Origin of the sequence: Pseudomonas sp. NPDC090208 (genome assembly GCF_044746785.1) — a bacterium.
Taxonomy (GTDB): domain Bacteria; phylum Pseudomonadota; class Gammaproteobacteria; order Pseudomonadales; family Pseudomonadaceae; genus Aquipseudomonas.
In genome coordinates this window covers 311,076-336,568 of sequence record NZ_JBIVCU010000004.1, presented here as the reverse complement: position 1 = coordinate 336,568, position 25,493 = coordinate 311,076, and the positions used below count along the sequence as shown (strand labels likewise).

The 25,493-nt window shown below is 60.5% G+C and carries 33 protein-coding genes; 21 read left to right on the top strand and 12 right to left on the bottom strand.

Features of this window, described 5'->3' with window-relative positions; genetic code table 11:
• The first annotated feature begins 16 nt into the window (after window positions 1-16).
• Complete coding sequence (locus ACIPL0_RS09855) at window positions 17-922, top strand: LysR substrate-binding domain-containing protein (RefSeq protein ID WP_400599910.1); 906 nt, start codon at window positions 17-19, stop codon at window positions 920-922.
• 8 nt (window positions 923-930) lie between these two features.
• Here the strand turns inward: ACIPL0_RS09855 and ACIPL0_RS09850 are convergent, their stop codons facing one another.
• Window positions 931-2,751 carry a monovalent cation:proton antiporter-2 (CPA2) family protein gene (locus ACIPL0_RS09850; RefSeq protein ID WP_400599912.1) on the bottom strand — a complete coding sequence of 607 codons (1,821 nt, stop codon included), beginning with the start codon at window positions 2,749-2,751 and terminating at the stop codon, window positions 931-933.
• Window positions 2,752-3,008: 257 nt separating this feature from the next.
• Here ACIPL0_RS09850 and ACIPL0_RS09845 point away from each other — a divergent pair, with 257 nt between their 5' ends.
• Both ACIPL0_RS09845 and ACIPL0_RS09840 read left to right on the top strand, forming a co-directional pair.
• Complete coding sequence (locus ACIPL0_RS09845; protein WP_400599913.1) at window positions 3,009-3,197, top strand: hypothetical protein; 189 nt, start codon at window positions 3,009-3,011, stop codon at window positions 3,195-3,197.
• A 240-nt stretch (window positions 3,198-3,437) separates the two neighbouring features.
• Window positions 3,438-3,875: a GNAT family N-acetyltransferase gene (locus ACIPL0_RS09840; RefSeq protein ID WP_400599915.1), complete on the top strand. Its 438-nt coding sequence runs from the start codon at window positions 3,438-3,440 to the stop codon at window positions 3,873-3,875.
• A gap of 35 nt (window positions 3,876-3,910) precedes the next feature.
• On the opposite strand, the gene ACIPL0_RS09835 is transcribed toward ACIPL0_RS09840, so the two are convergent.
• Window positions 3,911-5,149, bottom strand: coding sequence for an NAD(P)/FAD-dependent oxidoreductase (locus ACIPL0_RS09835; RefSeq protein ID WP_400599917.1), 1,239 nt, complete (start codon window positions 5,147-5,149; stop codon window positions 3,911-3,913).
• Window positions 5,150-5,314: 165 nt separating this feature from the next.
• Here ACIPL0_RS09835 and ACIPL0_RS09830 point away from each other — a divergent pair, with 165 nt between their 5' ends.
• Window positions 5,315-6,346, top strand: a complete 1,032-nt coding sequence (locus tag ACIPL0_RS09830) for an Ldh family oxidoreductase (RefSeq protein WP_400599919.1) — start codon at window positions 5,315-5,317, stop codon at window positions 6,344-6,346.
• On the opposite strand, the gene ACIPL0_RS09825 is transcribed toward ACIPL0_RS09830, so the two are convergent.
• Window positions 6,343-6,789: a hypothetical protein gene (locus ACIPL0_RS09825; protein ID WP_400599921.1), complete on the bottom strand. Its 447-nt coding sequence runs from the start codon at window positions 6,787-6,789 to the stop codon at window positions 6,343-6,345. The genes ACIPL0_RS09830 and ACIPL0_RS09825 overlap by 4 nt on opposite strands.
• On the opposite strand from ACIPL0_RS09825, the gene ACIPL0_RS09820 reads away from it, so the two are divergent.
• Window positions 6,767-6,976: a hypothetical protein gene (locus tag ACIPL0_RS09820; RefSeq protein WP_400599923.1), complete on the top strand. Its 210-nt coding sequence runs from the start codon at window positions 6,767-6,769 to the stop codon at window positions 6,974-6,976. The genes ACIPL0_RS09825 and ACIPL0_RS09820 overlap by 23 nt on opposite strands.
• A 46-nt stretch (window positions 6,977-7,022) precedes the next feature.
• On the opposite strand, the gene ACIPL0_RS09815 is transcribed toward ACIPL0_RS09820, so the two are convergent.
• A complete protein-coding gene (locus ACIPL0_RS09815; RefSeq protein WP_400599924.1) occupies window positions 7,023-7,175 on the bottom strand; it encodes a hypothetical protein in 153 nt (50 codons plus the stop codon).
• A 191-nt stretch (window positions 7,176-7,366) separates the two neighbouring features.
• Here ACIPL0_RS09815 and ACIPL0_RS09810 point away from each other — a divergent pair, with 191 nt between their 5' ends.
• The 3 genes from ACIPL0_RS09810 to map all read left to right on the top strand — a co-directional run bounded on the left by ACIPL0_RS09810 (window position 7,367) and on the right by map (window position 8,805).
• Window positions 7,367-7,714, top strand: coding sequence for a helix-turn-helix domain-containing protein (locus ACIPL0_RS09810; protein WP_400599925.1), 348 nt, complete (start codon window positions 7,367-7,369; stop codon window positions 7,712-7,714).
• 78 nt (window positions 7,715-7,792) lie between these two features.
• Window positions 7,793-8,023, top strand: a complete 231-nt coding sequence (locus tag ACIPL0_RS09805) for a ParD-like family protein (protein ID WP_400599927.1) — start codon at window positions 7,793-7,795, stop codon at window positions 8,021-8,023.
• On the top strand, window positions 8,020-8,805 hold the full coding sequence (gene map, locus ACIPL0_RS09800; protein ID WP_400599929.1) for a type I methionyl aminopeptidase: 786 nt from the start codon (window positions 8,020-8,022) through the stop codon (window positions 8,803-8,805). The genes ACIPL0_RS09805 and map overlap by 4 nt, the downstream gene beginning before the upstream one ends.
• 313 nt (window positions 8,806-9,118) lie before the next feature.
• Here the strand turns inward: map and ACIPL0_RS09795 are convergent, their stop codons facing one another.
• The 4 genes from ACIPL0_RS09795 to ACIPL0_RS09780 all read right to left on the bottom strand — a co-directional run bounded on the left by ACIPL0_RS09795 (window position 9,119) and on the right by ACIPL0_RS09780 (window position 11,473).
• Window positions 9,119-9,373, bottom strand: a complete 255-nt coding sequence (locus ACIPL0_RS09795) for a hypothetical protein (protein ID WP_400599931.1) — start codon at window positions 9,371-9,373, stop codon at window positions 9,119-9,121.
• A gap of 81 nt (window positions 9,374-9,454) precedes the next feature.
• Window positions 9,455-9,679 carry a DUF6555 family protein gene (locus ACIPL0_RS09790; protein ID WP_400599991.1) on the bottom strand — a complete coding sequence of 75 codons (225 nt, stop codon included), beginning with the start codon at window positions 9,677-9,679 and terminating at the stop codon, window positions 9,455-9,457.
• A gap of 361 nt (window positions 9,680-10,040) precedes the next feature.
• Window positions 10,041-11,096 (bottom strand): endonuclease/exonuclease/phosphatase family protein, encoded by a 1,056-nt coding sequence (locus ACIPL0_RS09785; protein ID WP_400599933.1) that lies wholly within the window; start codon window positions 11,094-11,096, stop codon window positions 10,041-10,043.
• Window positions 11,097-11,191: 95 nt separating this feature from the next.
• Complete coding sequence (locus tag ACIPL0_RS09780; RefSeq protein ID WP_400599993.1) at window positions 11,192-11,473, bottom strand: DUF1654 domain-containing protein; 282 nt, start codon at window positions 11,471-11,473, stop codon at window positions 11,192-11,194.
• Window positions 11,474-11,645: 172 nt separating this feature from the next.
• On the opposite strand from ACIPL0_RS09780, the gene ACIPL0_RS09775 reads away from it, so the two are divergent.
• Window positions 11,646-11,870: a YgdI/YgdR family lipoprotein gene (locus ACIPL0_RS09775; protein WP_400599935.1), complete on the top strand. Its 225-nt coding sequence runs from the start codon at window positions 11,646-11,648 to the stop codon at window positions 11,868-11,870.
• A gap of 66 nt (window positions 11,871-11,936) precedes the next feature.
• Here ACIPL0_RS09775 and ACIPL0_RS09770 read toward each other — a convergent pair whose 3' ends face one another.
• On the bottom strand, window positions 11,937-13,040 hold the full coding sequence (locus ACIPL0_RS09770) for an asparaginase (protein WP_400599937.1): 1,104 nt from the start codon (window positions 13,038-13,040) through the stop codon (window positions 11,937-11,939).
• 437 nt (window positions 13,041-13,477) lie between these two features.
• Between ACIPL0_RS09770 and ACIPL0_RS09765 the strand changes: the two genes are divergently transcribed.
• From ACIPL0_RS09765 to ACIPL0_RS09735, 7 genes are all read left to right on the top strand, one after another.
• Complete coding sequence (locus tag ACIPL0_RS09765) at window positions 13,478-14,437, top strand: sugar ABC transporter substrate-binding protein (protein ID WP_400599939.1); 960 nt, start codon at window positions 13,478-13,480, stop codon at window positions 14,435-14,437.
• Window positions 14,438-14,501: 64 nt separating this feature from the next.
• On the top strand, window positions 14,502-16,052 hold the full coding sequence (locus ACIPL0_RS09760) for a sugar ABC transporter ATP-binding protein (protein ID WP_400599941.1): 1,551 nt from the start codon (window positions 14,502-14,504) through the stop codon (window positions 16,050-16,052).
• The gene (locus ACIPL0_RS09755) at window positions 16,052-17,047 is read left to right on the top strand and encodes an ABC transporter permease (RefSeq protein WP_400599943.1); all 996 of its coding nucleotides are present in this window, start codon (window positions 16,052-16,054) and stop codon (window positions 17,045-17,047) included. Before ACIPL0_RS09760 ends, ACIPL0_RS09755 begins: the two co-directional genes overlap by 1 nt.
• Window position 17,048: 1 nt before the next feature.
• A complete protein-coding gene (locus ACIPL0_RS09750; protein WP_400599945.1) occupies window positions 17,049-18,071 on the top strand; it encodes a LacI family DNA-binding transcriptional regulator in 1,023 nt (340 codons plus the stop codon).
• Between the two features lie 37 nt (window positions 18,072-18,108).
• Entirely contained in the window at window positions 18,109-19,026 is a 918-nt protein-coding gene (gene rbsK / locus ACIPL0_RS09745) for a ribokinase (RefSeq protein ID WP_400599947.1), read from the top strand.
• On the top strand, window positions 19,023-19,427 hold the full coding sequence (gene rbsD, locus ACIPL0_RS09740) for a D-ribose pyranase (protein WP_400599949.1): 405 nt from the start codon (window positions 19,023-19,025) through the stop codon (window positions 19,425-19,427). Before rbsK ends, rbsD begins: the two co-directional genes overlap by 4 nt.
• A 97-nt stretch (window positions 19,428-19,524) precedes the next feature.
• Window positions 19,525-20,496, top strand: a complete 972-nt coding sequence (locus tag ACIPL0_RS09735) for a nucleoside hydrolase (protein ID WP_400599995.1) — start codon at window positions 19,525-19,527, stop codon at window positions 20,494-20,496.
• A gap of 6 nt (window positions 20,497-20,502) precedes the next feature.
• Here ACIPL0_RS09735 and ACIPL0_RS09730 read toward each other — a convergent pair whose 3' ends face one another.
• The gene (locus ACIPL0_RS09730) at window positions 20,503-20,700 is read right to left on the bottom strand and encodes a hypothetical protein (RefSeq protein WP_400599951.1); all 198 of its coding nucleotides are present in this window, start codon (window positions 20,698-20,700) and stop codon (window positions 20,503-20,505) included.
• A 326-nt stretch (window positions 20,701-21,026) separates the two neighbouring features.
• On the opposite strand from ACIPL0_RS09730, the gene ACIPL0_RS09725 reads away from it, so the two are divergent.
• Entirely contained in the window at window positions 21,027-21,353 is a 327-nt protein-coding gene (locus ACIPL0_RS09725) for an I78 family peptidase inhibitor (protein ID WP_400599953.1), read from the top strand.
• Window positions 21,354-21,412: 59 nt separating this feature from the next.
• On the opposite strand, the gene ACIPL0_RS09720 is transcribed toward ACIPL0_RS09725, so the two are convergent.
• Window positions 21,413-21,625, bottom strand: a complete 213-nt coding sequence (locus ACIPL0_RS09720) for a cold-shock protein (protein ID WP_017904083.1) — start codon at window positions 21,623-21,625, stop codon at window positions 21,413-21,415.
• 285 nt (window positions 21,626-21,910) lie between these two features.
• Window positions 21,911-22,225, bottom strand: coding sequence for a hypothetical protein (locus ACIPL0_RS09715; RefSeq protein WP_400599955.1), 315 nt, complete (start codon window positions 22,223-22,225; stop codon window positions 21,911-21,913).
• Window positions 22,226-22,617: 392 nt separating this feature from the next.
• On the opposite strand from ACIPL0_RS09715, the gene thrS reads away from it, so the two are divergent.
• The 4 genes from thrS to ACIPL0_RS09695 form a co-directional block, all read left to right on the top strand.
• Complete coding sequence (gene thrS, locus ACIPL0_RS09710; RefSeq protein WP_400599957.1) at window positions 22,618-24,540, top strand: threonine--tRNA ligase; 1,923 nt, start codon at window positions 22,618-22,620, stop codon at window positions 24,538-24,540.
• A complete protein-coding gene (gene infC / locus ACIPL0_RS09705; RefSeq protein ID WP_400599997.1) occupies window positions 24,540-25,091 on the top strand; it encodes a translation initiation factor IF-3 in 552 nt (183 codons plus the stop codon). Before thrS ends, infC begins: the two co-directional genes overlap by 1 nt.
• Window positions 25,092-25,151: 60 nt before the next feature.
• Window positions 25,152-25,346: a 50S ribosomal protein L35 gene (rpmI, locus tag ACIPL0_RS09700; RefSeq protein WP_027620572.1), complete on the top strand. Its 195-nt coding sequence runs from the start codon at window positions 25,152-25,154 to the stop codon at window positions 25,344-25,346.
• Between the two features lie 29 nt (window positions 25,347-25,375).
• Window positions 25,376-25,493, top strand: a 118-nt coding sequence (locus ACIPL0_RS09695) for a 50S ribosomal protein L20 (protein ID WP_400731528.1), incomplete at its 3' end; no start/stop codon positions are given.

Below are 25,493 nucleotides of genomic sequence, written 5' to 3'. Positions count from 1 at the left end.
TGACGGAGAATCATCAATGAGCCTGGACGGGCATCTGGTCAGCGGCATGGGTGTGCTGTCGGCGGTGGTCGACAGTGGCAGCTTCGCCAAGGCCTCCGAGGTGCTGGACATGACCCCGTCCGGTGTCAGCCGTGCTATCGCCAGGCTGGAGGCTCGGTTGGGTATCCGCCTGTTCGATCGCACCACTCGCTCGGTCAAGCTGACCGATGAGGGGCGGCGACTGTATGAGGAAATCGCGCCGCTGTTGGCCGGGTTGGAGGAAGCCGCGACGCTGGCTTCCGGCAGCGCCACGGCAATTCGCGGACGTTTGCGGGTCAATGTCGATCCGTATTTTTCCCGACTGCTTCTCGCCCCGGCGCTGGGTGATTTCATGGCGACTTACCCGGAGCTGGAACTGGACCTGCTGACCCGCGAGCAACTGGGCGATCCGGTGGCCGATGGCGTCGATCTGGCCGTGCGCTTCGGCGAGCAGCCGTCGTCATCGCTGATCGGTCGGCAATTGCTCAAGACCCGGGTGCTGACCGTGGCGTCGCCGGCGTATCTGAAGCGGCATGGCCGGCCGCGCCACCCCACCGACCTGCAAAGCTCACAGCATATCTGCGTCGATTTTCGCGATCCGCAGACCGGTCGGCCGTTTGCCTGGGAGTTCCACCGCGGCAGCGAGCGGCTGCAGGTCGATACCCGTGGCCGGCTGATGGTCAATGATGTTGGCACCCTGCATCGCATCTGCGAAGAAGGCCAGGCGGTGGGGCAGGTGCTGGAGCTGGGGGTGGAACCGGCGATCCGCGCAGGACGGCTGATCGAATTGTTTCCCGAGTGGCCGGACGAGTACTTCCCGCTGTATGCGTTGTACCCGTCGCGGCATCTGCCGCCCGCCAAGGTGCGGGCGTTTCTCGAGTTTGTCGTGGCCTTGAGCCGCTGACTGGCGGCTCAGCCTTTGGCGGCGGCTTCTTCCGCCTCTTCGTCGATACGGTCGGCTTCGAACAGTTCGGCCAGCTCGGCGCGGGCCTCCAGTGCGCTCTGCATGACCTTGGTCGCGTCGTTGTAGATCAGGTGCTGACGGTTCAGCACCTGTTCGTCGTGACGCTTGAAGCGGTTGATCCGCGCCTGTGCCTGGGCTTCGCTCAGCCCCAGGCCGATCAGCGTGCGGCGCGTCATCTCCAGACTGGAGTAGAACGTTTCCCGCACGGCCTGGGCGTCGAGGTCCATCAGGCGGTGAACGTGCTGACGGTTACGGGCCCGGGCGATGATTTTCAGGTGCGGGTACAGCTTGCGCACCAGTTCGGCGGTCTTGATGTTGGTGTCCGGATCGTCGGTGGCGATGACAAAATATTCGGCCTGGTCGACCTTGGCGGCGCGCAGGATTTCCGGGCGCAGCGGGTCGCCGTAGAACACCGGCACGTTGCCGAAACTGCGGGTGAACTCGATGGTTTCGACCGAAGTGTCGAGGGCAATGAACGGAATGTTCTGCGCCCGCAGGATACGCGCCACGATCTGGCCCATCCGGCCCATGCCGGCGATCACCACACGCGGGTTGTCCGATTCGATCTCGCGGTACTCCTCGGGCACGTCCTTGACCACCGCCTTGGGTTTCAACCAGCGCGCCATTACCAGCAACAGCAGTGGCGTCAGGGCCATGGACAGGGTGATGGTCAGGACCAGCGTGTCGTACAGCGCGGCATCGAACAGCCCCTGATCGCGGCCGATCTTGAAGACGACGAAGGCGAATTCACCGCCTGCCGCCAATACAAGACCCAGACGCAGTGCGCTCTGTTTGCCCAGCCCGCCGGCCATGCGTCCGACGAAGAACAGCAGCGGCAGTTTCAACGCGATCAGCAGTACGGTCAGCGCCAGCACGGTGAACGGCGAGCTGATCAGCAGGCCGATGTTGGCGCCCATGCCGACGCTGATGAAGAACAGCCCGAGCAACAGACCCTTGAACGGTTCGATCTGCGATTCCAGCTCATGACGGTATTCCGAATCGGCCAGCAGCAGACCGGCGAGGAACGCGCCCAAGGCCATCGACACGCCGACCAGATCCATCAGCCAGGCGGTGCCGATCACCACCAACAGCGCAGTGGCCGTCGACACTTCCTGAATCTTGCTCTTGGCGACGATGCGGAACACCGGGCGCAGCAGGTAGCGACCGCCGACCACCACCACGGCGATGCCGCCGAGCACTTGCAGGCCGTGACGCAGCGAGTCGCCGGAACTGGCTTCGTGACCACTGCCGGCCAGCATCGGCACGAGGGCGATCAGCGGGATTGCGGCAATATCCTGAAACAACAAAATCGCGAAGGCCAGACGGCCATGGGGGGCGTTCAGTTCCTTGCGTTCGGCCAGGCTCTGCAAGCCGAAGGCCGTCGACGACAGCGCCAGACCCAGGCCCAGCACCACTGCACTGTTGAGCGGCTGGCCGAAGCCAAGCAGGGCCACCGTGCCAATCACAAGGCCGGTGAGCAGCACTTGCGCCAGGCCCACGCCGAATACCGATTTGCGCATCACCCACAGGCGCTTCGGCGACAGCTCCAGGCCGATGATAAACAGCAGCAAGACGACGCCCAGCTCGGAGATGTGCGCGACGCTTTGCGGGTTGCCGATCAGGCCGAAGCCGGCAGGGCCGATGATGACGCCGGCGATCAGATAGCCGATCACGGCGCCGAGTTGCAGGCGCTTGGCCAGTGGAACCGCCAATACGGCGGCGAACAGAAACACGACTGCGGCCTGTAACAGGCTGCCTTCATGGGGCATGGGGGGACTCCTTGCTCGCGGAGGTCATAGTGAAAGCGCCTATTCTACGCGCTGACTTTTCACACAAACCTGATCACATGTGCTCAATTGATAAAGTGAGTGTATTAAACCACGCCAAAGTGACAGGATCAGCGCCCGAGACGCTTCGCCGCAGCCACGGGCCGACCGGTGAGATGCCAGCGCCGCCGTGCTGGCGTAACATATGCGCCGCGTTTGCCTTGGGTGAACGATCTTTAGCCGTTTTCAGGATTCCCGCAATGACCCACAAACAGCGTCTGATTTACTCGATCATCATCGCCTTGAGCGTACTGGCCATCATGCTGGGCCTGTCGCACCTGCAGACCATTGGCGTGCTCAGCCAGAAAACCTTCCAGTACATCGCGATGGCCGTGGCCGTGGTGGTGGTCGTGCTGAACGGCATCCTGCGTCGCAAGGTCAAGCGCTGACAGCAGGGGCGCAGTGATGATTCTGGAACACCTGTGGGAGCGAATTCATTCGCGAGAGGCCGGCACATCCGACACATCTGTATCGTCTGTCATGCCACATCGCGAATGAATTCGCTCCCACAGTGCATGCCGCAGCGCTTGTCCGCTGGTGGCTCGCACGTCCTGCGCGGGCCACGCTTTACTCCGTCCCGCCGATTCGACACCCTTGCGCTTTCCATAACCCAGAGCAGGAAGCGTGGCATGAGTGTGCGGATCGAATTCAAGAGCAACCCCAGCGAAGACGAGCGGCTCCAGATTCTGGAACCGCTGCGGGCCTATAACGCCGCTCAGGCCGGTGATGGCCTGTCGGAGAAGTTCGCCTTCTTCGTTCGTGATGAACACAGCGACGCCGTACTCGGCGGCCTGCATGGCCGGATTCTGTATCGCTGGTGCTTCATCGAATTGCTGGTAGTGCCCGAACAGAGCCGCGGTCAACGTCTGGGCAGCCGGTTGATGGCGATGGCGGAAGAGTTCGCCCGCGAGCGCAACTGTGTGGGTGTGTGGCTCGACACGTTCGACTTCCAGGCGCCGGACTTCTACCGCAAGCACGGCTACGAACAATTCGGTCAGCTGGACGATTACCCGCCGGGCCACCAGCGCCTGTTCTTCCACAAGCGTCTGGTGCCCGAGAGCGCCTGACCGGCATCGCTCACCAATCCGGTTTACGCTCTCTATCAGCCGAAGCGTTCCGCGCGGTAGGGCTCTGGGTCGGTGAATGGTGTCGCGCCGGTCATCATCTGCGCCAGCAGACGCCCGCACACCGGACCCAGCGTCAGACCGTGGTGGGCGTGGCCGAAGTTGAACCACAGGCCTTTATGCCGAGGGGCAGGACCGATGACCGGACGCATGTCCGGCAGACACGGTCTGCGCCCCAGCCAAGGCTCGCCGTCCAGTCGCTCACCCAGCGGGAACAACTGGCGGGCGACGGCTTCGCAGCGGCGCAATTGAATCTCGTTGGCCGGTGCGTCGGCGGCGGCAAACTCGACCCCGGTGGTCAGGCGAATGCCGCGCGCCATGGGGGCCAGCACGAAGCCGGCCTGGGCGTCGACGATCGAGTGGCGCAACTCGGCGCCGGGCTGCGTGGCGTAGTGCATGTGATAGCCGCGCTTGATCGCCAGCGGAATGCGATATCCCAGCGGCGCATACACATCGGCCGATTGTGGTCCCAATGCCAGCACCACCTGCCGGGCCCGCAGCGTGCCGTCTTCGCTGTCGACCTGCCAGCCTTCACCGGACTGGCGCAGGCTGCGCGCATCGCCACGCAACAGCACACCACCGCGCTGCACGAACAACGCCGCGTAACCGCGCACCAGTGCACCGGGATCGGTCACGTTTTTCGGATCGAGCCAGTGAATGGCGCCGACCACGCCCTGCAGATCGGGCTCGCGCTGGCGCAACTGCCCGGCATCGAGCACGTCATAGCGCAGGCCGTACTGCTCGAACGTGCGCGCATCGGCGATGGCCAGGTCGAGTTCGGCAGGGTCCCGATAGAGCTTGATCCAGCCTTCTGCACGGATTAGCTCAGTCATGCCTGCGGCCTCGGCCAGCGTGTCATGCTCACTGACGCAGCGCTCGATCAACGGCTGCATGGCGCGGCTGGCGATCGTCAGATTATCCGGTGCCGATTGCCGCCAGTACTCGAACAGCCACCCGGCCACGCTGGGCAGAAAGGTCGGGCTGTAACGCATCGATGACTGGCGGTTGAGGCTATAGCGCAACAGGCGCGGCCAGTCGCGAGGGAAGGGGTAGGGAATCATGCTGGAGCGTTCGATCAGGCCGGCGTTGCCGTGGCTGGTGCCGCGGCCGGGCTCGTCACGGTCCAGCAACACGACCTGCTGGCCTGCGGCTTGCAGGTGCAGGGCGGAACACACGCCGACGATGCCGGCGCCGAGCACGAGGGTCTGACATTCCATGGATCGGTCCTTGATGGTCTGGGGGCAAACGGGGTGCGAGAAACTGGCGCGCAGTTTACCTGTTTGACGGCCCACAGTACTCTCCAGCCAGACTGATGCGTGTGTGCTGGCATCAGGCCTTGTTCTGTCCGGCTTCCTCTTTTAATAAATACATCGGAGCTTCAGATGTCCTCACCCCGCGACACCGTAGACACCCAGACGATTTCCTTTGCCGACCTGACCGAATTGCTGCGGCAGATTTTTCTGCGCCACGGCACCGCGGAGCCGGTGGCCCGGGTACTGGCCGAAAACTGCGCCAGCGCCGAACGCGACGGCTCGCACAGCCACGGGATCTTTCGCATCAAGGGCTACCTGGCCTCGCTGGCCGCCGGCTGGGTGAACGGGCAAGCGGTACCGAAAGTCGAGGATGTCGGCGCCGGTTTCGTACGGGTCGATGCCGGCGGCGGCTTTGCCCAGCCAGCCATGCAGGCCGCACGGGCGCTGCTGATCGACAAGGCGCGCGATGCCGGGATCGCGATTCTGGCGATTCGCAACTCGCACCACTTCGCCGCCTTGTGGCCGGACGTCGAACCGTTCGCTCAGGAAGGTCTGGTGGCGCTGAGCGTGGTCAACAGCATGACCTGCGTGGTGCCCCACGACGCGCAAAAGCCGCTGTTCGGCACCAACCCGATTGCTTTTGCTGCACCGCGCGCCGGTGGTGAGCCGATCGTGTTCGACATGGCGACCAGCGCCATCGCCCATGGCGATGTGCAGATCGCCGCACGGGAAGGGCACTCGTTGCCACCTGGCATGGGCGTGGATCGCAACGGGCAGCCGACCCAGGACCCAAAGGCGATTCTTGACGGCGGTGCGTTGCTGCCATTTGGCGGTTACAAAGGCTCGGCGCTGTCGATGATGGTCGAGCTGTTGTCGGCGGCTTTGACCGGCGGCAACTTTTCTTTCGAGTTCGACATGTCCACCCATCCCGGCGCGCAGACGCCGTGGACCGGGCAGACGATCATCGTCATCGACCCGGACAAGGGCAGCGGCCAGGCGTTCGCCCAGCGCAGCGAAGAGCTGGTGCGGCAGATGCACGGTGTCGGCCAGCAGCGCATGCCGGGTGACCGGCGTTATCGTCAGCGCGAACGTTCACTGGCCGAAGGCATCGTTCTGTCGGGCGACGACCTGAATCGTCTGCGCGGTCTGGCAGGCGCCTAGGCCTGCAGCCTGATCGGCGGGCCCGTGCGCTTGAGCGTGACCGGGCCTTGCTGCGCGACATGCAGGCGGATCATTTGCTGAGCGTCCATGGCTTCGCCGGTCGAGCGGGTTTTCGCACTACAGGGCATGGCCAGGGCGGTGGCGCTGATTGCGACCAAAAGCAGGGTCACGACGAAAGCGATAAGGCTTTTCATGCTGTTGCCTCGCAGGCTGAGGAACATGCGTTCAATGCTCACAGGGTACGAGCCAGAGCGCTGCGGGCGGTATTCGATTACTGCCCGGTTCTTGCCTGATGCTGTCGTCGGCCGCACGGGTATGAATGCACGGACGTCTGACCGCTTGTCGTAACAGCGCTTGCGTTTGCCGGTTTCTGCAAATACTGTATGTTTAAACAGTATTTCAACGAAAGAGGAATCGACGATGCTTACCCATTGCGCCGACATCACTGAAAGCAGCACTCAACCTGCCGTGTCCGGTTTCGATCAGATCTGGGGCAACGCCATGCAGCGCGAGGATTTTCTGGCCCTGGCCGCCAGCCTGCGTCAATTCAACCTGAGCCAGGCAAACCTGGCGTTTTTGCCAGGCACGACAGGGCAGCCCGTCGAGCAGGTAGCTTTCGCGCAGGAATGATTTCACACCGGACCTGAGTCGGACCGGTGCGTGGGAAGAAGGGGAGTCAGGCCTTGTAGCGGCCGGGGTTGTTCACGACGGGTGCCATTTCGCCGTCGTCCGCTTCGGGCTGGCGACGTTTGCCGGTGCGGATCAGGCTCAGTGCCAGCAGCGTACCGATCAGGGACAAGGCGCACCAACCCAGTAAAAATGTGATCACGTCTGGTTCTCCGAACTGCAGAAATCGGGTTGTCAGCAAAAATGACAAACTGTCCATCCGAATCTATCGGCCGCCGTCAGGCTTCCCTGAGGCCGAAAAAACGCAAGCTTGAACAATTGTCGGGATGATGGCAACTCCCCCGGACCAATGGGGTCTTGCTTTAAACAAAGTCTATTTCGAGGGCGATGTTTATGAGCGATCTGGGTTCGCGTTTAAAGAATGAGCGCAAACGGCTTGATCTTTCACAGCAGGAGTTCGGTGCCATCGGCGGTGTCGAGGCCAATGCACAGGGCAAATACGAGAGCGGTGAACGCATCCCGCGCTCTGATTACCTGGCAGCGCTGGGCAAGAAAGGGGTGGACGTGCTGTATGTGTTGTCTGGCGAGCGCACGCCGATTGCCGTCGATACGCTGAACGACACCGAGCGGGCGATCATCACCCATTACCGCGCACTCGACGAAGACGATCAGGGCGCCATCCTGCAGTTGGCGCAGTCGTTGTCGGAATGTGCGACCGAGGCCAGCCAGTCGTCTGGCTGACTCGGTGCCCGTGGCCGGGTTGTGGAGGAGTATATGAAACGTATATGCTTCGTATATTACTTCTGCAGCGAGTCAATCATGGGGCTGGTCAAGATTTCCGAAGGCATGCACGCCAATCTCCGCTCGGCCAGCGCCGCGCTGAGTCGTTCGATCAACGCACAGGCAGAGCACTGGATGCGCGTAGGTATGCTTGCCGAGCTCAATCCTTCGCTGGATTACAGTGCGATCTGCCAGTTGTTGCTTCAGGCGGAAACCGACGCAGGCGAACAGGACCTCGACGTGCGTCGCGTCCAGGCGGTGTCGCAATGAGCATCACAATCAAGAGCGAAGCCGATCTGGTCGGATTGCGGGTGGCGGGCCGTCTGGCGGCCGATGTGCTGGCGATGATTGCTCCGCATGTGAAGCCCGGTATCAGCACCGAGGCGCTGGACGACATCTGCAACGACTACATCGTCAATGAGCTGAAAGTCACGCCGGCCAACGTCGGTTACCACGGTTTCACCAAAACCACCTGTATTTCGCCGAACGCGGTGGTGTGCCATGGCATTCCTTCGCCGGATGACATTCTCAAGGAAGGCGACATCGTCAACATCGACGTCGCGGTGATCAAGGATGGCTGGTACGGCGACACCAGCCGCATGTATTACGTCGGCGAGGTCAGCCCGCTGGCGCGGCGCCTGGTGGAAACCACCTATGAAGCCACGCTGGCGGGCATTCGCACGGTGAAGCCGGGCGCGACGCTGGGTGACATCGGTCATGCGATCCAGACTGTGGCGTACCGCGAGGGTTTCAGCGTGGTGCGCGAGTATTGCGGGCATGGCATCGGTCGCAAGTACCACGAAGAACCGCAAGTGTTGCACTACGGTGCGGCGGGCAAAGGGCTCAGGCTCAAACCCGGCATGGTGTTCACCATTGAACCGATGATCAACGTCGGCAAGCCGGGGACCCATGTGCTGGATGACGGCTGGACGGTACTGACCCGCGACGGCTCGCTGTCGGCGCAGTGGGAGCACATGGTGGCGGTCACCGACAGCGGTTTTGAATTGCTGACCCCATGGCCGGACGGCACGGGCGATTACCCTGCGGTGTAATAGCGGATCTGTCGGCGGGTGAGTGCCGGCAGACGAATAAAGTCACAATTACACAAGTGACGAAAGTCCGACTCAGCTTGTAGTCTCCTTCTCGTTCCCCTGTAGTGCTGCTGCCTGACCGGCTCAAGGAAGATCAGGACAGCGGCACTTGGGGAGAACACCAGATGCTGTCTCGATCACTTCCTTTTGCCGACATCCATATATCTGCAGGAGCGCGCTTGCCCGTGAAAGCGCGGTGTCAGGCCGACGGTCCGCCATCGCGGGCAAGCGCGCTCCTACCGTTTCTACAGCTTCCCGATTAATTGGCTGAGCTTTACCCCTGCAAATGCTTCGCCGCGTCCACGCCTGCGGAACTGAGCTTGATGGGGTATTTGAGCGAACGTTCGCCCCGGGCCGGGTTGTCGACGCTGCCGTCATGGATCAGGCCCGCCTCCTGTAGATGTTGAAGGGCGTCGGCGACGGCGTTTTCCCCTCGGTAGTTGTCCAGCACCTCTTTCCCCAATCCGCCGGGGTGGGCATGCAGCAGCCGGGTCAGGACTTCTTTCTTGAGCGCGTTATCGACGTTCATATTTACCTCGCTTTGCTGGTTGATGAGCGCTGCTTGTAAATACCGACCGCCGTCTTCACGGTTCGTTTGGACTTTTTCAGCTCAGGCGCGTTTCCACGACACTTGGGTCACTCCAAGGTCTTCGGCGTAACGCATGGCCAGTCTGAGCGGGCCGGTGGCGACGTTGCCGTCACGTGTCCCGACGCCAGCATGCAGCGTGGCGAAGTGCACGGCATCGCTTTCGCAAAGATGGCTGGCCTGGTGGGAAAAACATCGAGGCTCGCCTCGAAACCGGTAATGAATTTCAAAATCCTTGTAATCATTCATCGTCATGGCCTGTCGGGCGTCGTTCACGCCGCTCTGAAATTGAGTACTTCCATCATGTACCTGACAGCCTGTACGCCGAGCTTATCGGCGGTGCTGTCACTTCATTTCGAGATCGATACAGGCTTGCCAGTACTTCAAGCGGCCAGAATCGTCGTGCCTTTTCTCTGAGTGAGGCGGGTACCTGCACGATCGTGCGAGGTGTGTGACCCGTGGAGAATTGCATTGTCTCGTGGCGTTTTGAATGCTGCCCCGATCAGCGGCGATGTGCCATATCTGTTTGAGTGGCATCTATGGTTCAACCGGGTAGAAAGCCGTAGATGCACTCTGTTTTTGAGGGGGCAGAAGAAATGGCGCAGGCGCCTCAGTGACAGTTGCCAGCCAAGCGGTAGTGCTGTGCTTCAGCCGCTGCGGCGCTGTTGAACTCGACCCGGTTCGACTCGGCGATGGCGTTGTACGACGGGCAGTCAGGGCGGTGGTAAACCATGGTTTTCTTGTTGCCACGGATGGCCAAGGCCAGGTTGGCAGTGTTGGCGGCCGGAGTCGCGGGTTGCATCGGATTGGCTCGCGCCGGTTGCGTGCTGACACTGACTGGGCCGACATTGCCGAGGCTGGCACTGAGGAAGATCGGCGCGTGGTCGGAAACGCTGTCACGCCCTTGCGCATGGGTCATGCCCAGGTATTTCGGGTAGTTGAACACCTGCACGTTGTTGACCCGAATGGCGGCGTTCTTGCCCACGAAAATGTTGTCGTAGAGGTTGGAGAACTTGCCGTCTGTGGTCGACAGGGTACTGGCGCCGCTGGTGACCAGTGGCTTGGCGCTGGCATCGAGGCTGTTCCAGGCCGGCGAGTCCGGTGGGGTGTTGAAGTCGCCCATCAGCATGATCGGGTTGTTGCCAGGGTAGGTGTCTTTCAGCCAGCTCCAGTAGTTCGACAGGGCAACAATTTCCGAGGCGCGGTCTGCCTGACTTTTGCCGTACAGGATGTGCACGGTGGCGACCACGAAGGTCGAGCCGTCCTTGAGCGATTTGAAGCGGGCGGAGTAGGGCTCGCGTTCGAAGGTGTCATTACGGTCGAGGTAGGTGACGGCACCGTCCTCGTAGGCAACGGCGTCATCGCGCCAGACGAATCCGTACATTTCCTTGTACGAGGAACGGCCGACTGCATGGGAGGCCATGGCGCTCCAGTGCTTGCCGGTCTGGCGGGTCAGTTCCTTGGCCAGTGCTTGCAGGGCGTCTTCATTCATCAATTCCTGAACGGCGAGAAAGTCGACTTTCTGCGCGACCTTGGCGATGCCCTGGAAATCCTTGTTCGGGCGCACGCTCAGGTGCTCAAGGTTCCAGGTGCCGATATTGATGTCCGCCGAAGCGTTTTGCAGGAAGGAAAGGGTCAGCAGCAGCGCGAAAAAAAATCGGGACATTGATTCCAACTACGACAGGGGTTAAGGCGAATGAGCGCAAGCTGCGAGCCGCGAAGGCTGCAGCTTGCCGCAGGTGTTTTCGAGCGGGGGGAGCGTCAGTCTTCCTTGGGTACAGTCCAGAAGATCTGCACGCCGCCATCGTCGCGCCAGGCGAGGGTGACGTTGTCGTTTTCCGCAATTTCTTCGAGCAACTGCGCCCAGTCATCCTCCTGCTCGTCGGCAAGGCGGAAGATCAATGCGGAGCGGGATCGCTGCGCGGTGGGCGAGTTGATGATTTTCTGGATGCGGGTACCGAGACGCTCGTAAGAGCCTGGTGCAGCGGCAGAGGCGGCTTGACTGGACACGAAAAAGATCCCTTGTTTTTGCTGTATGCACATACAGTATTTCAGTGTGGGACGTTTCGCAACACTGCTGTAGGACAAATAATGGCGATCACTCAATTCTTTGATTTACCTCGCCAATTTTTGCCTGGCGAACCAAAGACGCTTGAGCCGATCTGATCCTTTGATAGCCATTCAGTTCACCGTGAGCGGAAATACAGGAGCCTGTATGAACATCAAAGGGTTTGGGTTGACGATGGCGTTGCTGGCCTGTGCCGCGCTGGCGGGATGCTCCACGGCGACCGTCGTGACACTGCAGAACGGCACGCAGTACGTGACCAAGGACGCGCCGAAGACCAAGGGCAAGGACGGTTTTTACGAGTTTCAGGACATCTCTGGCAAAACCGTGAGAGTGCGGGCTGACGAGGTGGCAACGGTCAAGGAGGAAGATTGAATCCAGGGGCCTGATCACCGGGAGTGATCAGGCCCTGTCATTTCAGGCTGTGTTTTACAGCGCTGATCAGTATTCCCAGAACATCCGCTGCAGCTCTTTGCTGTCATTGGTTTTGGTCAGGCCGACCATCGCCAGAATCCGCGCTTTCTGTGGATTCAGATCGTGAGCCACCACCCAGTCGTACTTGTCGTCAGGCTGTTCGGCGTTGCGCAGCACGAAGCCGCCAGCGTTGACGTGGGACGAGCGAATGATCTGCACGCCGTCCTTGCGCAGCGCTTGCAGGGTCGGTACGACTTTCGACGACACCGAGCCATTGCCGGTGCCGGCATGGATGATCGCCTTCGCGCCGCCTTGGGCCAGTGCCTTGTAGGCGGTATCGGAAACGTTGCCATAGCCGTAGGCGATATCGACCTGCGGCAGGCTGCTGATCTGCTTGATGTCGAATTCCGAGTTCAGCGTGTGGCGCTTGACCGGCTGGCGGAACCAGTAGGATTTGCCCTCGACCACCATGCCCAGCGCGCCCCACGGGCTCTTGAAGGCTTCGGTCTTGATGTTGACCATTTTGCTGACGTCACGACCGGACTGGATCTCGTCGTTCATCGTCACCAGCACGCCTTTGCCCTTGGCTTCCTGGCTGCTGGCAACCGCAACGGCGTTGTACAGGTTGAGCATGCCATCGGCGGACATGGCGGTGCCCGGACGCATCGAGCCGACGACCACGATCGGCTTGTCGGTCTTTTCCACCAGGTTCAGGAAGTACGCAGTTTCTTCCAGCGTGTCGGTGCCATGGGTGATCACGATGCCATCGACATCCGCGCTTTCTGCCAACTCGGCGACGCGCTTGCCCAGTTGCAGCAGGTTGTCGTTACTGATGCTTTCCGATGCGATCTGCAGCACTTGTTCGCCGCGCACATTGGCCAGTGTGGCCAGCTCCGGTACGCCGGCGATCAGTTTGTCGACACCGACCTTGGCCGCCTGATACGTCGCGCTGTTGGCCGTGCTGGCGCCGGCGCCGGCAATGGTCCCGCCGGTTGCCAGAATCACGACGTTGGCCAGTTTCGATTTCTGTTGCGGGGGCTGTTCGGCGGTCTCGGCGAACGCCAGGCCAGGAGTCAGCAGGAAGCAGAGGGTCAGAGCGCCGGATTTAAAGGTTTTTACTGCAGCAGTCATTATTGTTCTCTCGCTGTGGTTAGACGGTGCCGTCCTGGCACCGGGAGTCTGTTTCATGGGGATGAACGCAGAGCGCACCGGGATGGTGCAGATTCCGTACCACGAGAGAGAGGTTCGATCGTGCTTGTTAACTATTTGAAAAATATGATTTTTTTAGGTTTGTCTGGAGACGGTGCGTCCGGCCTGCCGAACGTTGCAGAAAATTGCGGTCGGATAGCCGAACGGAGCAGCTACAGTACACATTTGTCCGCAAACAGGTGGACGAAAAGGGGGAATCGGCCGAGCCGCATATCGCCATGAATTGCCTGCTCGCGCAGTTGACAAATGTTGAAACCATTCCCATAGTTTCACTCACGCAAACGTTTGCGATCACGTCGTCTCCTGAAATCGACGCGCATTCGGTGCCGATACAATAATCATAATGTCGGAGTGATTCCATGAAGCTGCCATTCGCTGCACGCCTTCTTGCTGTAGCCATGCTCACCGCATCCGCTGTAACCCTGCCTCTCTCTTCTGCCTACGCCGACGACGCCAAGAAGCCGACCGTCGCGCTGGTGATGAAATCCCTCGCCAACGAATTCTTCCTGACCATGGAAGACGGCGCCAAGGATTACCAGAAGCAACATGCCGCCGACTTCGACCTGATTTCCAACGGCATCAAGAACGAATCCGACACCGCCGCGCAGATCGACATCGTCAACCAGATGATCGTCAAGAAAGTCGATGCGCTGGTGATTGCGCCGGCTGATTCCAAAGCACTGGCCTCGGTGATCAAGAAGGCCATGGATGCGGGTATCAAGGTGGTCAACATCGACAACCAACTCGATGCCGACGTGCTGAAAAGCAAGAACATCGAAGTGCCGTTCGTAGGGCCGAACAACCGCAAGGGTGCCAAGCTGGTGGGTGACTACCTGGCCAAGCAACTGACCGCAGGTGATGAGGTCGGCATTATCGAAGGCGTGTCGACCACCACCAACGCGCAGCAGCGCACCGCCGGTTTCAAGGATGCGATGGATGGCGCACAGATGAAAATCGTCTCCACGCAATCCGGCAACTGGGAAATCGACAAGGGCAACGCCGTGGCCTCCGCGATGCTTCAGGCTCACCCGAACCTGAAAGCCTTGCTGGCCGGCAACGACAGCATGGCGCTGGGCGCCGTTTCTGCGGTGCGCGCGGCAGGCAAGACCGGCAAGGTGCAAGTGGTCGGCTATGACAACATCAATGCCATCAAGCCGATGCTCCAGGATGGTCGCGTACTGGCGACAGCCGATCAGTTTGCCGCCCGGCAGGCTGTGTTCGGCATCGATACCGCTCTGAAAATGATCAAGGGCGAGAAACTCGACATCAAGGATGGTGTGATCGAGACCCCGGTCGAACTGGTTACCAAACCCCAGTAATCGCGGGCCTGTTCCAACACCTGTAAAAGCGCCTGTCCGCAAGGGCAGGCGCGTGGAGAGCGTTATGTCAGCGTCTGCTCAGGCCGCTGTTCTATCTGTCAGTGGTATCGGCAAAACCTACGCCCAGCCTGTTCTCGGTGACATCGACCTGACGCTGATGCGTGGGGAAGTGTTGGCGCTGACCGGCGAAAACGGTGCCGGCAAAAGCACCCTGTCCAAGATCATCGGCGGGCTGGTGACACCCACCACCGGCCAGATGCAGTTTCAGGGTCAGCCTTATCAACCGGCCAGTCGCACCCAGGCGGAAAAGCTCGGCGTGCGCATGGTCATGCAGGAACTTAATCTGCTGCAGACGCTGTCGGTGGCGGAAAATCTGTTCCTCGACAACCTGCCCAGCCGTGGTGGCTGGATCAATCGCAGGAAGCTGCGTGAAGACGCGATCAAGGCCATGGCTCAGGTTGGTCTGGACGCCATCGACCCTGACACACTGGTTGGCGAGCTGGGGATCGGTCATCAGCAGATGGTCGAAATCGCCCGCAACCTGATCGGCGATTGCCACGTACTGATTCTCGACGAGCCGACGGCGATGCTGACGGCCCGTGAAGTGGAGATGCTGTTCGAGCAGATCACCCGTCTGCAGGATCGCGGCGTTTCCATCATTTACATCTCCCATCGCCTCGAAGAGCTGGCGCGTGTGGCCCAGCGCATCGCCGTGTTGCGTGACGGCAAGCTGGTCCGCGTCGATGCCATGGCCAATTACAACAGCGAACAGCTGGTGACCCTGATGGTCGGGCGCGAGCTGGGCGAGCATATCGATCTGGGCCAACGCCGGATTGGCGAGGTGGCACTGTCGGTCAAGGGCCTGAGCCGCTCCGACAAGGTTCGCGACGTGTCCTTTGACGTGCGCGCCGGTGAGATTTTCGGCATTTCCGGCCTGATCGGTGCCGGTCGCACGGAGTTGCTGCGCTTGATCTACGGCGCCGACCGTGCCGACAGCGGCAGCGTCGAAGTGGGCAGCCCACTGCGGTCCGTGCGGGTGAATTCGCCGGTGGATGCGGTAAGCCACGGTATCGCCCTGATCACCGAAGACCGCAAAGGTGAAGGCTTGCTGCTGTCGCAGTCGATCAGCGCCAACATCGCGCTGGGCAACATGGAAGCGATTTCCAGTGTCGGCGTGGTCAATGGCGGGGCGGAGACGGCCCTGGCCAAACGGCAGGTGGAAGCCATGCGGATCCGCAGTTCGAGCCCGACGCAACTGGTCTCGGAGCTGTCCGGCGGCAACCAGCAGAAGGTCGTGATCGGCCGCTGGCTGGAGCGCGATTGCCAGGTGATGCTGTTCGATGAGCCGACTCGCGGGATCGACGTCGGCGCCAAATTCGACATCTATGCACTGCTCGGCGAACTGACCCGTCAGGGCAGGGCGCTGGTGGTGGTCTCCAGCGATCTGCGCGAACTGATGCTGATCTGCGACCGCATCGGCGTGTTGTCCGCCGGGCGTCTGATCGACACCTTCGAACGTGACCACTGGACTCAGGACGAGTTGCTCGCCGCAGCCTTCGCTGGCTACCAAAAACGTGATGCGCTGCTGTCCGATGCCGCGCCCAGGAACGACTGATGAAAACTTCGACTACCCCGGCCGCGCTGCCATCGCCAGGCAAGCGCAGCGGTAACTATTTCGGCCTGGGCACCTACTTGGGCCTGGCCGGTGCCTTGCTGGCAATGATCGTGCTGTTCTCCCTGCTCAGCGATCATTTCCTTTCCTATGAAACCTTCAGCACTCTGGCCAACCAGATCCCCGACCTGATGGTGTTGGCGGTGGGCATGACCTTCATCCTGATCATCGGCGGCATCGATCTGTCGGTGGGTTCGGTGCTGGCGCTGGCGGCGTCGGCGGTCAGCGTGGCGATGCTCGGCTGGGGCTGGGGCGTGCTGCCGGCGGCGTTGCTCGGCATGCTCTGCGCCACCGCAGCAGGCACCCTGACGGGGTCGATCACCGTGGCCTGGCGCATTCCGTCGTTCATCGTTTCGCTGGGTGTGCTGGAGATGGCACGCGGCGTGGCTTACCAGATGACCGACTCGCGCACGGCCTATATCGGTGACTCCTTCGCCTGGCTGTCCAACCCGTTCGCCTTCGGCATCTCGCCGTCGTTCGTCATCGCGCTGCTGGTGATCTTCGCGGCCCAGGCCGTACTGACCCGCACAGTGTTCGGCCGTTACCTGATCGGCATCGGCACCAACGAAGAAGCCGTGCGTCTGGCAGGTATCAATCCCAAGCCCTACAAGATTCTGGTGTTTTCGCTGATGGGGCTACTGGCCGGTGTTGCGGCGCTGTTCCAGATTTCCCGTCTGGAAGCGGCCGACCCGAATGCCGGTTCCGGCCTGGAACTGCAGGTGATCGCGGCTGTGGTCATCGGCGGCACCAGCCTGATGGGCGGCCGTGGTTCGGTGATCAGCACGTTCTTCGGCGTACTGATCATTTCGGTGCTGGCGGCGGGTCTGGCGCAGATCGGCGCGACCGAGCCAACCAAACGCATCATCACCGGTGCGGTGATCGTCGTTGCCGTGGTCCTCGATACCTACCGCAGCCATCGCGCACGGCGGCGCGGCTGATATGGCGACCATCAAAGACGTCGCCGCGATTGCGGGCATTTCCTACACCACGGTGTCGCATGTTCTGAACAGAACCCGACCTGTCAGTGATGAAGTGCGCAAGAAAGTCGAAGCAGCCATCGCGCAACTCGACTACGTGCCCAGTGCCGTCGCCCGCTCGCTGAAGGCCAAGGCCACAGCGACCATCGGGCTGCTGATTCCCAACGGCATCAACCCGTATTTCGCCGAGCTGGCCCGGGGCATCGAGGACTACTGCGAGCGCAACGGCTTTTGCGTGATCCTCTGCAACTCAGACGACAATCTGGAGAAGCAACGCAATTACTTGCGCGTGCTGCTGGAAAAGCGCGTGGATGGCCTGATCGTATCGTCGGTCGGTGGTGGCGACAGCCTGGTGGAAAGCCTGTCGGCCGTACGCACGCCGATGGTCATCGTCGACCGGGACCTGGAAAACATCACCGCCGATCTGGTGCGTATCGATCATGAGCTGGGTGGTTATCTGGCGACCTCGCATCTGCTGGAACTGGGCCATCGGCACATCGCCTGCATCAGCGGCCCGGCCGAAACCAGCGTGGCGCGCATGCGTCTGGCCGGCTATCGGCGGGCCATGGCCGAGGCGGCTATCGAGGTGCCCGAGAGTTGGGTGGTGGAAAGCGATTTCACCGGCCCCAGCGGTTATCAGGCGGCGGGTCAGTTGTTGGCACAGGATCGACCGACGGCGATTTTCGCTGCCAACGACATGGTCGGCATCGGCGTGTTGCGGGCGGCGGCCGAGCGCAATATTCGCGTGCCGAGCGATCTGTCGGTGATCGGTTTCGACGACATTCAGATGAGTCAGTATGTTTACCCGGCGCTGACCACGGTCGGCCAGTCGATCCTGCAGCTGGGCGAGCGAGCGGCCGAGGTGCTGCTCAAACGGATTGCCACACCGGGGCAGGCCGCGGTCGAGCGCCTGATCGTCGCGCCAAACATCGTGTTGCGCGAATCCACCGCGCCGCCGACCAACGCATTCAACGAGTTTCGCTGAACCGGAGCCCGGCTCCGGACTGAAGAGTAAAGACGTCATGCAAGCAAAAGTAGTGATTGTGGGCAGCCTGAACATGGACCTGGTAACGCGCGCGCCGCGTTTGCCCAAGGGCGGTGAAACCCTGGCAGGCCATTCGTTCGTGACCGTACCGGGTGGCAAGGGCGCGAATCAGGCAGTGGCCGCAGCGCGCCTTGGCGCCAGCGTGGCCATGGTCGGCTGCGTGGGTGATGACGCGTATGGCGAACAGCTGCGTGGGGCGTTGCTTGCCGAAGGTATCGACTGTCAGGCCGTGACGCGGGTGGCAGGGGAGTCGACCGGGGTGGCGCTGATCGTGGTCGATGACAGCAGCCAGAATGCGATCGTGATTGTCGCGGGGGGTAACGGCCATGTGACGGCGGAGGTGGTTGACGGCTTTGATGCGTTGCTGGCCCAGGCCGAGGTCATCATCTGCCAGCTGGAGGTGCCTCTGGCTACCGTCGGTCACGTGCTCAAGCGTGGCAAGGCGTTGGGCAAGACGGTCATTCTCAATCCGGCGCCAGCCAGCGGTCCCCTGCCAGCCGAATGGTATGCCTGGATTGACTACCTGATTCCCAACGAAAGTGAAGCCACCGCGCTCACCGGTCTGCCGGTAGACAGCGTGGCGACTGCACAGGCCGCAGCCACAGCGTTGCTGGCATCGGGTGTGGGCAAAGTCATCGTCACCCTGGGCGAGCAGGGCGCACTGTTTGCCGACGCTGCCCGTTCGGAGCATTTCCCCGCGCCGAAAGTGAAACCGGTCGACACCACGGCGGCTGGCGACACCTTTGTCGGCGGTTTTGCCGCTGCGCTGGCCGAGGGTAAATCCGAATCCGACGCGATCCGTTTCGGACAGGTCGCAGCGGCGCTGTCTGTCACCCGTTCCGGCGCTCAGCCATCGATTCCGACCGTTGCCGAAGTCCAGGGATTTGCCCCATGAAGAAGACACCCTTGCTCAATATCGCCTTGTCCCGCGTCATCGCTTCGCTGGGCCATGGCGACATCCTGATGATCGTCGATGCCGGCATGCCGGTGCCGCCAGGCGTCGAGCTGATCGACCTGGCCGTGACCCATGGCGTACCGGACTTTCTCAGTGTGCTGAACACTGTGCTGGCCGAGATGCAGGTGGAAAGCCATGTGCTGGCCGATGAAATGCTGGCGAAGCAACCCCTCGCGCTGCCTGCCGTCGAGCAGTTGCACGAAGCCGGTCAGCTCGGCGAGCGACGCCTGCTCAGTCATGAGGCGCTCAAGCAATTGAGTCGCAACGCTCGCGCCATCGTGCGTACCGGCGAATGCCAGCCGTACACCAATATTGCCCTGGTCGCCGGTGTGGTCTTCTGATCGGGGCGCTTCACCCTCAACAACGGAAAGGGAGTTTTCCATGCAAGTACGTCGACACGCTGTCTTCGGATTGATCAGGAGGATTGCATTAGTGGCCATGTTTTCTGCAGGTGCGGTACAGGCAGCCGAGAAGCGCGACCTGATCATCGACACCGATCCGGGCGCCGATGACGTCGTCGCCCTGTTGCTGGCGCTGGCGTCGCCGCAGGAATTGAACGTGATGGCGATCACCACGGTGGCTGGCAATGTGCGGGTCGACAAGACTTCACGCAATGCCCGTCTGGCCCGCGAGTGGGCCGGGCGCGAAGAGGTGCCGGTGTACGCCGGCGCCGGCAAGCCGCTGGTGCGTACGCCGATCTACGCGGAAAACATCCATGGCAAGGAAGGCCTGCCGGGTGTCGAGGTGCATGAGCCGGCGAAGCCACTGGCGTCTGGCAACGCCGTGCAATATCTGGTCGAGACGCTGAGCAAGGCTGCACCGCACAGCATCACCATTGCCATGTTGGGCCCGCAGACCAATCTCGCGCTTGCGCTGGTCCAGGCGCCGGAAATCACCCAGGGCATCAAGGAAGTGGTGGTCATGGGTGGCGCTCACTTCAACGGTGGAAACATCACCCCGGTTGCCGAATTCAACATTTTCGCCGATCCCGATGCGGCCCGAGTCGTGCTGGCCAGCGGTGTCAAGCTCACTTACGTGCCGCTGGATGTGACCCACAAGATCCTCACCAGCGATCAGCGCCTGAAGCAGATCCAGGGGCTGAACAACCATGCGGGCAAGTTGGTGAGCGACATCCTCAACGAGTACGTCAAGGCGGACATGGTGCATTACGGTCTGCCCGGAGGGCCTGTGCACGATGCCAGCGTGATCGCCTGGTTGCTCAAGCCGGAGCTGTTCTCCGGCAGGCCGGTCAATCTGGTGATCGACAGTCGTGAAGGGCCGAGCTTCGGCCAGACCGTTGCCGACTGGTACGACACGCTCGGGCAGCCGAAAAACGTCTTCTGGGTCGAGAACGGCGATGCGCAAGGCTTCTTCGATCTACTGACCCAGCGCCTGGGACGGCTGAAGTAGTCGGCGTCAGGCCTCGCTCAAGGCGTCGGCCGAGTAGCGCAGGAAGACCTGATTCATGAAGCTCTGGGCGCCGCCGGTGCCCAGTTCCTTGACCAGCAGGTCGATGGCAATGATGGCCAGCTCTTCCGGGCTGCCGGGGCTGTGGGCGCATTGCCCCTGTGGCCATCTGGCCTTGATGTCCGCATCGATGGATACGATTGCCATGTGTTTCATCTCCCCCCGGAAAAATATCGATCCCTGATCTGCGGCGTGTTGGCGTGCCCAGCAGGCTGCGTAGTAAAGCATTCCGCAGGCTGTTTCGCACTTCTACTTAGGCATGAGTCAGGTGGCGCGTCGGAATTTTTTGCAGCGAGGGCTGGATGCCAAACGTTTTGTGACGATTTGTCTGAGCCGGCAAGACCCGTGCTCATGCAGACTTTGCCGTCCCGCGCGCGGAGGTGGCCTATCGCCTTTTTCCGCGACGCCCGCGAAACAAAGCGGCTTCACCGCTGTCGCACAGGTTCAGTAGACGTTAAAGATAAGGAGGTTGTATGCCCTGGAAATACGCATCATCGGGTCTGGTAATGGTCGTGGCACTGCTGGCAGGTTGCAGCAGTTCGCCGGAGTCTTCGACGCAACCCGCTCAGGATTCCGCAAACACCGAAACCGGCCATTCCCGTTGTGATGCGGCCTCCGCGCAATTCGCTGTCGGCAAGCCGGCATCGCCGGAGCTGCTGGAACAGGCACGGGTCAAGGCCGGTGCGCAGACCGCCAGAGTATTGGGGCCGCGGGACATGGTGACGCTGGAGTACCGATCCGACCGTTTGAATCTGAATACCGATCAGGCGGCCACGGTGGTTCGCGTCAACTGCGGCTGAGGATGGCAACAGGCATAAAAAAACCCCGTCAGTGACGGGGTTTTTTCAGCACGCTCGGATTACTCCGGACGAACCTGAGCGGCTTGCATGCCCTTTTGGCCTTTCTCAGCCACGAAGGAAACAGTCTGGCCTTCTTTCAGGCTTTTGAAACCGTCGGCTTCGATGGCCTTGAAGTGTACGAACAGATCGTCACCGCCACCTTGTGGAGTGATAAAGCCGAAGCCTTTTTCATCGTTGAACCATTTTACGGTGCCGGTTTGGCGATTAGACATGGGGTATCTCCAGATACAGAATTTTCAGTAGTGCTGTGCTGCTCAGGCCAACTGGGCACACGGGGCTATCATAGTCGAATTGTGTGAATGCTGAGCTTTTTCAGTAAGAACTTTGCACCTGCGTTACGCGTGCAGGCGCCAAAATGATTCATTCTCAGCGGCGAAACACTGCGCCAGCGTCTTTCGCAGAATCGCTGAAGCCCCTGTATTCAGTGGGCTTCAGCGGCCTGGTCGCGCTCACTTCAGGCATTGGCTGCAGAGCATTTGTGGCGGAGTGTAAATTTTTTATTTTTTGCCTTTCAGGCAGTTTTCACTCACCGCTTTCTGCAAACGAGAGGTCATTTCGGTACTTGGAGGTGTCGTTTTGTCATTCAACGACGCGATTTCCTTGTCCGAGAAATTCTTGTTGATCTGCTGGGCGCCACATTCGCAATGCGCCTTGACGGCATTGGCATCCATTCCAGGGTTGTTCTGAGTGGCGGCTGCGGTGCACTCGTTCATGTAGCTGGTCTTGGTTTTCGCATCCATGGCGGCATGAGCACTGAGCGGGAGAGCCAGTGCCAGCGGAGCGAGGAGGGCGGCAACACGTAGAAGCTTCATGGTGGTTTCCTTCTTGTCTGTGGGGCTCGCGGCGAGCGGGCCTTGAATAAAGGCCTCGAATTATCTGACGGCAGCGAGCGGTGCCAGTTCACTGTTCGCGATTGTTACGCTGCGAAGAGCGCTTAATTGCAGTATCCACCGCCAATTGCCTGACTTAGAGGCATATGGCTGTGTTAGGATGCTCGCCCTGCAGAATCCCTGGGGGGGTCGCGGGCCAGGTCTGGTGTTGTTCCAGGTCTGTCGATTTCGTCAATTCCAGTCACTATGGTTCGGTCAACCGGTTGCCGAAAGGCGCCTGCCACTGTGAGGCAGGTTCACCACCGAATCACGTACTGGCTCTATCCCAACCCACGTGACCTTTGGTAGGGGTCACCACTAGGAGAGGAGGCGCCATGCCAACCATTACTCTTCCCGACGGCAGTCAACGTTCTTTCGATCATCCGGTATCGGTCGCCGATGTCGCGCTTTCCATTGGCGCGGGTCTGGCCAAGGCCACCATCGCCGGCAAAGTAAACGGCCAGCTGGTCGACGCCAGCGACATGATCACTGCCGACGCGACCCTGCAGATCATCACTGCAAAAGATCAGGAAGGCCTGGAGATCATTCGTCACTCCTGCGCGCACCTGGTCGGCCATGCCGTCAAGCAGCTGTACCCGACCGCGAAGATGGTCATCGGCCCGGTCATCGAGGATGGCTTCTATTACGATATCGCCTACGAGCGTCCATTCACTCCGGACGACATGGCAGCGATCGAAGCGCGCATGCAGCAGCTGATCGAGAAAGATTACGACGTCATCAAGAAGGTCACGCCGCGCGCGGAAGTGATCGAAGTGTTCACGGCCCGCGGCGAAGACTACAAGCTGCGTCTGGTCGAGGACATGCCGGATGAAAAGGCCATGGGCCTTTACTATCATGAAGAATACGTCGACATGTGCCGCGGTCCGCACGTGCCGAACACCCGTTTCCTCAAGTCGTTCAAGCTGACCAAACTGTCCGGTGCCTACTGGCGCGGTGATGCCAAGAACGAACAGCTGCAGCGCGTATACGGCACTGCCTGGGCTGACAAGAAGCAGCTGGCTGCTTACATCCAGCGCATCGAAGAAGCTGAAAAGCGCGACCATCGCAAGATCGGCAAGCAACTCGACCTGTTCCACCTGCAGGAAGAAGCGCCAGGCATGGTCTTCTGGCACGCCAACGGCTGGACCGTCTATCAGGTCCTTGAGCAGTACATGCGCAAGGTGCAGCGCGAAAACGGTTACCTGGAAATCAAGACGCCGCAGGTTGTCGACCGCGTCCTCTGGGAGCGTTCCGGCCACTGGTCCAACTACGCCGAAAACATGTTCACCACTTCGTCGGAAAGCCGTGACTACGCGGTCAAGCCGATGAACTGCCCGTGCCACGTGCAGGTTTTCAACCAGGGTCTGAAGTCGTACCGTGACCTGCCGCTGCGTCTGGCCGAATTCGGTGCCTGCCACCGCAACGAGCCGTCCGGCGCTCTGCACGGCATCATGCGCGTGCGTGGCTTCGTGCAGGACGACGCGCACATTTTCTGCACCGAAGATCAGGTGAAGAAAGAAGCGGCCGACTTCATCAAGCTCACCCTGGACGTCTACAAGGACTTCGGCTTCACCGACATCGCCATGAAGCTGTCGACCCGTCCGGCCAAGCGCGTGGGTTCTGAAGAGTTGTGGGATCGTGCCGAAAACGCTCTGGCCGACGCCTTGAACGAATCGGGTCTGGACTGGGAATACCAGCCGGGCGAGGGCGCGTTCTACGGTCCGAAGATCGAGTTCACCCTGCGCGACTGCCTCGGCCGTAACTGGCAGTGCGGCACTCTGCAGTACGACCCGAACCTGCCGGAGCGTCTGGATGCCAGCTACATCGCCGAAGACAACAACCGCAAGCGTCCGGTGATGTTGCACCGTGCGATCCTCGGTTCTTTCGAGCGTTTCATCGGTATGCTCATCGAGCATTACGCGGGAGTATTCCCTGCGTGGCTCGCGCCTACCCAGGCGGTAATCATGAATATTACCGACAAACAGGCCGATTTCGCCCTTGACGTCGAAAAAACACTGGCTGAAAGCGGGTTTCGTGCCAAGTCCGACTTGAGAAATGAAAAGATCGGCTTTAAAATCCGCGAGCATACTTTGCTCAAGGTTCCTTATCTCCTCGTTATCGGAGATCGGGAGGTTGAAACGCAAACTGTCGCTGTGCGTACCCGTGAAGGCGCAGACCTTGGCTCGATGCCGGTCGCCCAGTTCACGGCGCTTCTCGCGCAAGCGGTTTCCCGGCGTGGTCGCCAAGATTCGGAGTAATTATTATTAAGCGTGAAATGAGACAGGATAAACGAACTGCACCGAAGGCCCCGATCAACGAGAATATCTCGGCACGCGAGGTTCGGTTAATTGGCGCTGACGGCGAGCAGATTGGCATCGTCTCGATTGATGAAGCGCTTCGAATAGCTGAAGAAGCAAAGCTGGATCTGGTAGAAATTTCCGCTGACGCCCAGCCACCTGTCTGCAAGGTGATGGACTACGGCAAGCACCTCTTCGAGAAAAAGAAGCAGGCCAGCGAGGCGAAGAAAAACCAGAAGCAGATTCAGATTAAAGAAATCAAGTTTCGTCCAGGGACGGAGGAAGGGGATTACCAGGTAAAACTACGCAACCTGGTACGTTTCCTGAGTGAAGGGGACAAGGCCAAGATCTCTCTGAGATTCCGTGGTCGTGAGATGGCCCACCAGGAGCTGGGGATGGAGCTGTTGAAGCGGGTTGAAGCTGACCTCGCAGAATACGGTTCCGTCGAGCAGCATCCGAAGATGGAAGGACGCCAGCTTATGATGGTCATCGCCCCCAAAAAGAAGAAGTAACCACCAGGGCACGGCAGGCCTTGCGGTTATGTTTATCCACTGAATGCGGAGTATCCGAACATGCCAAAGATGAAAACGAAAAGTGGTGCAGCTAAGCGGTTTCTGAAAACCGCGAATGGCATCAAGCACAAGCACGCTTTCAAGAGCCACATCCTGACCAAAATGTCGACCAAGCGTAAGCGTCAACTGCGCGGCAGCAGCCTGCTGCACGCATCTGACGTGGCAAAAGTCGAGCGCATGCTGCGCCTTCGTTAATTTTGATCAAGAAATAGAGGAAGTAACTCATGGCTCGTGTAAAGCGTGGCGTCATTGCCCGTAAGCGTCACAAAAAAATTCTGAAACTTGCTAAAGGCTACTACGGCGCGCGTTCCCGCGTATTCCGTGTTGCCAAGCAAGCGGTAC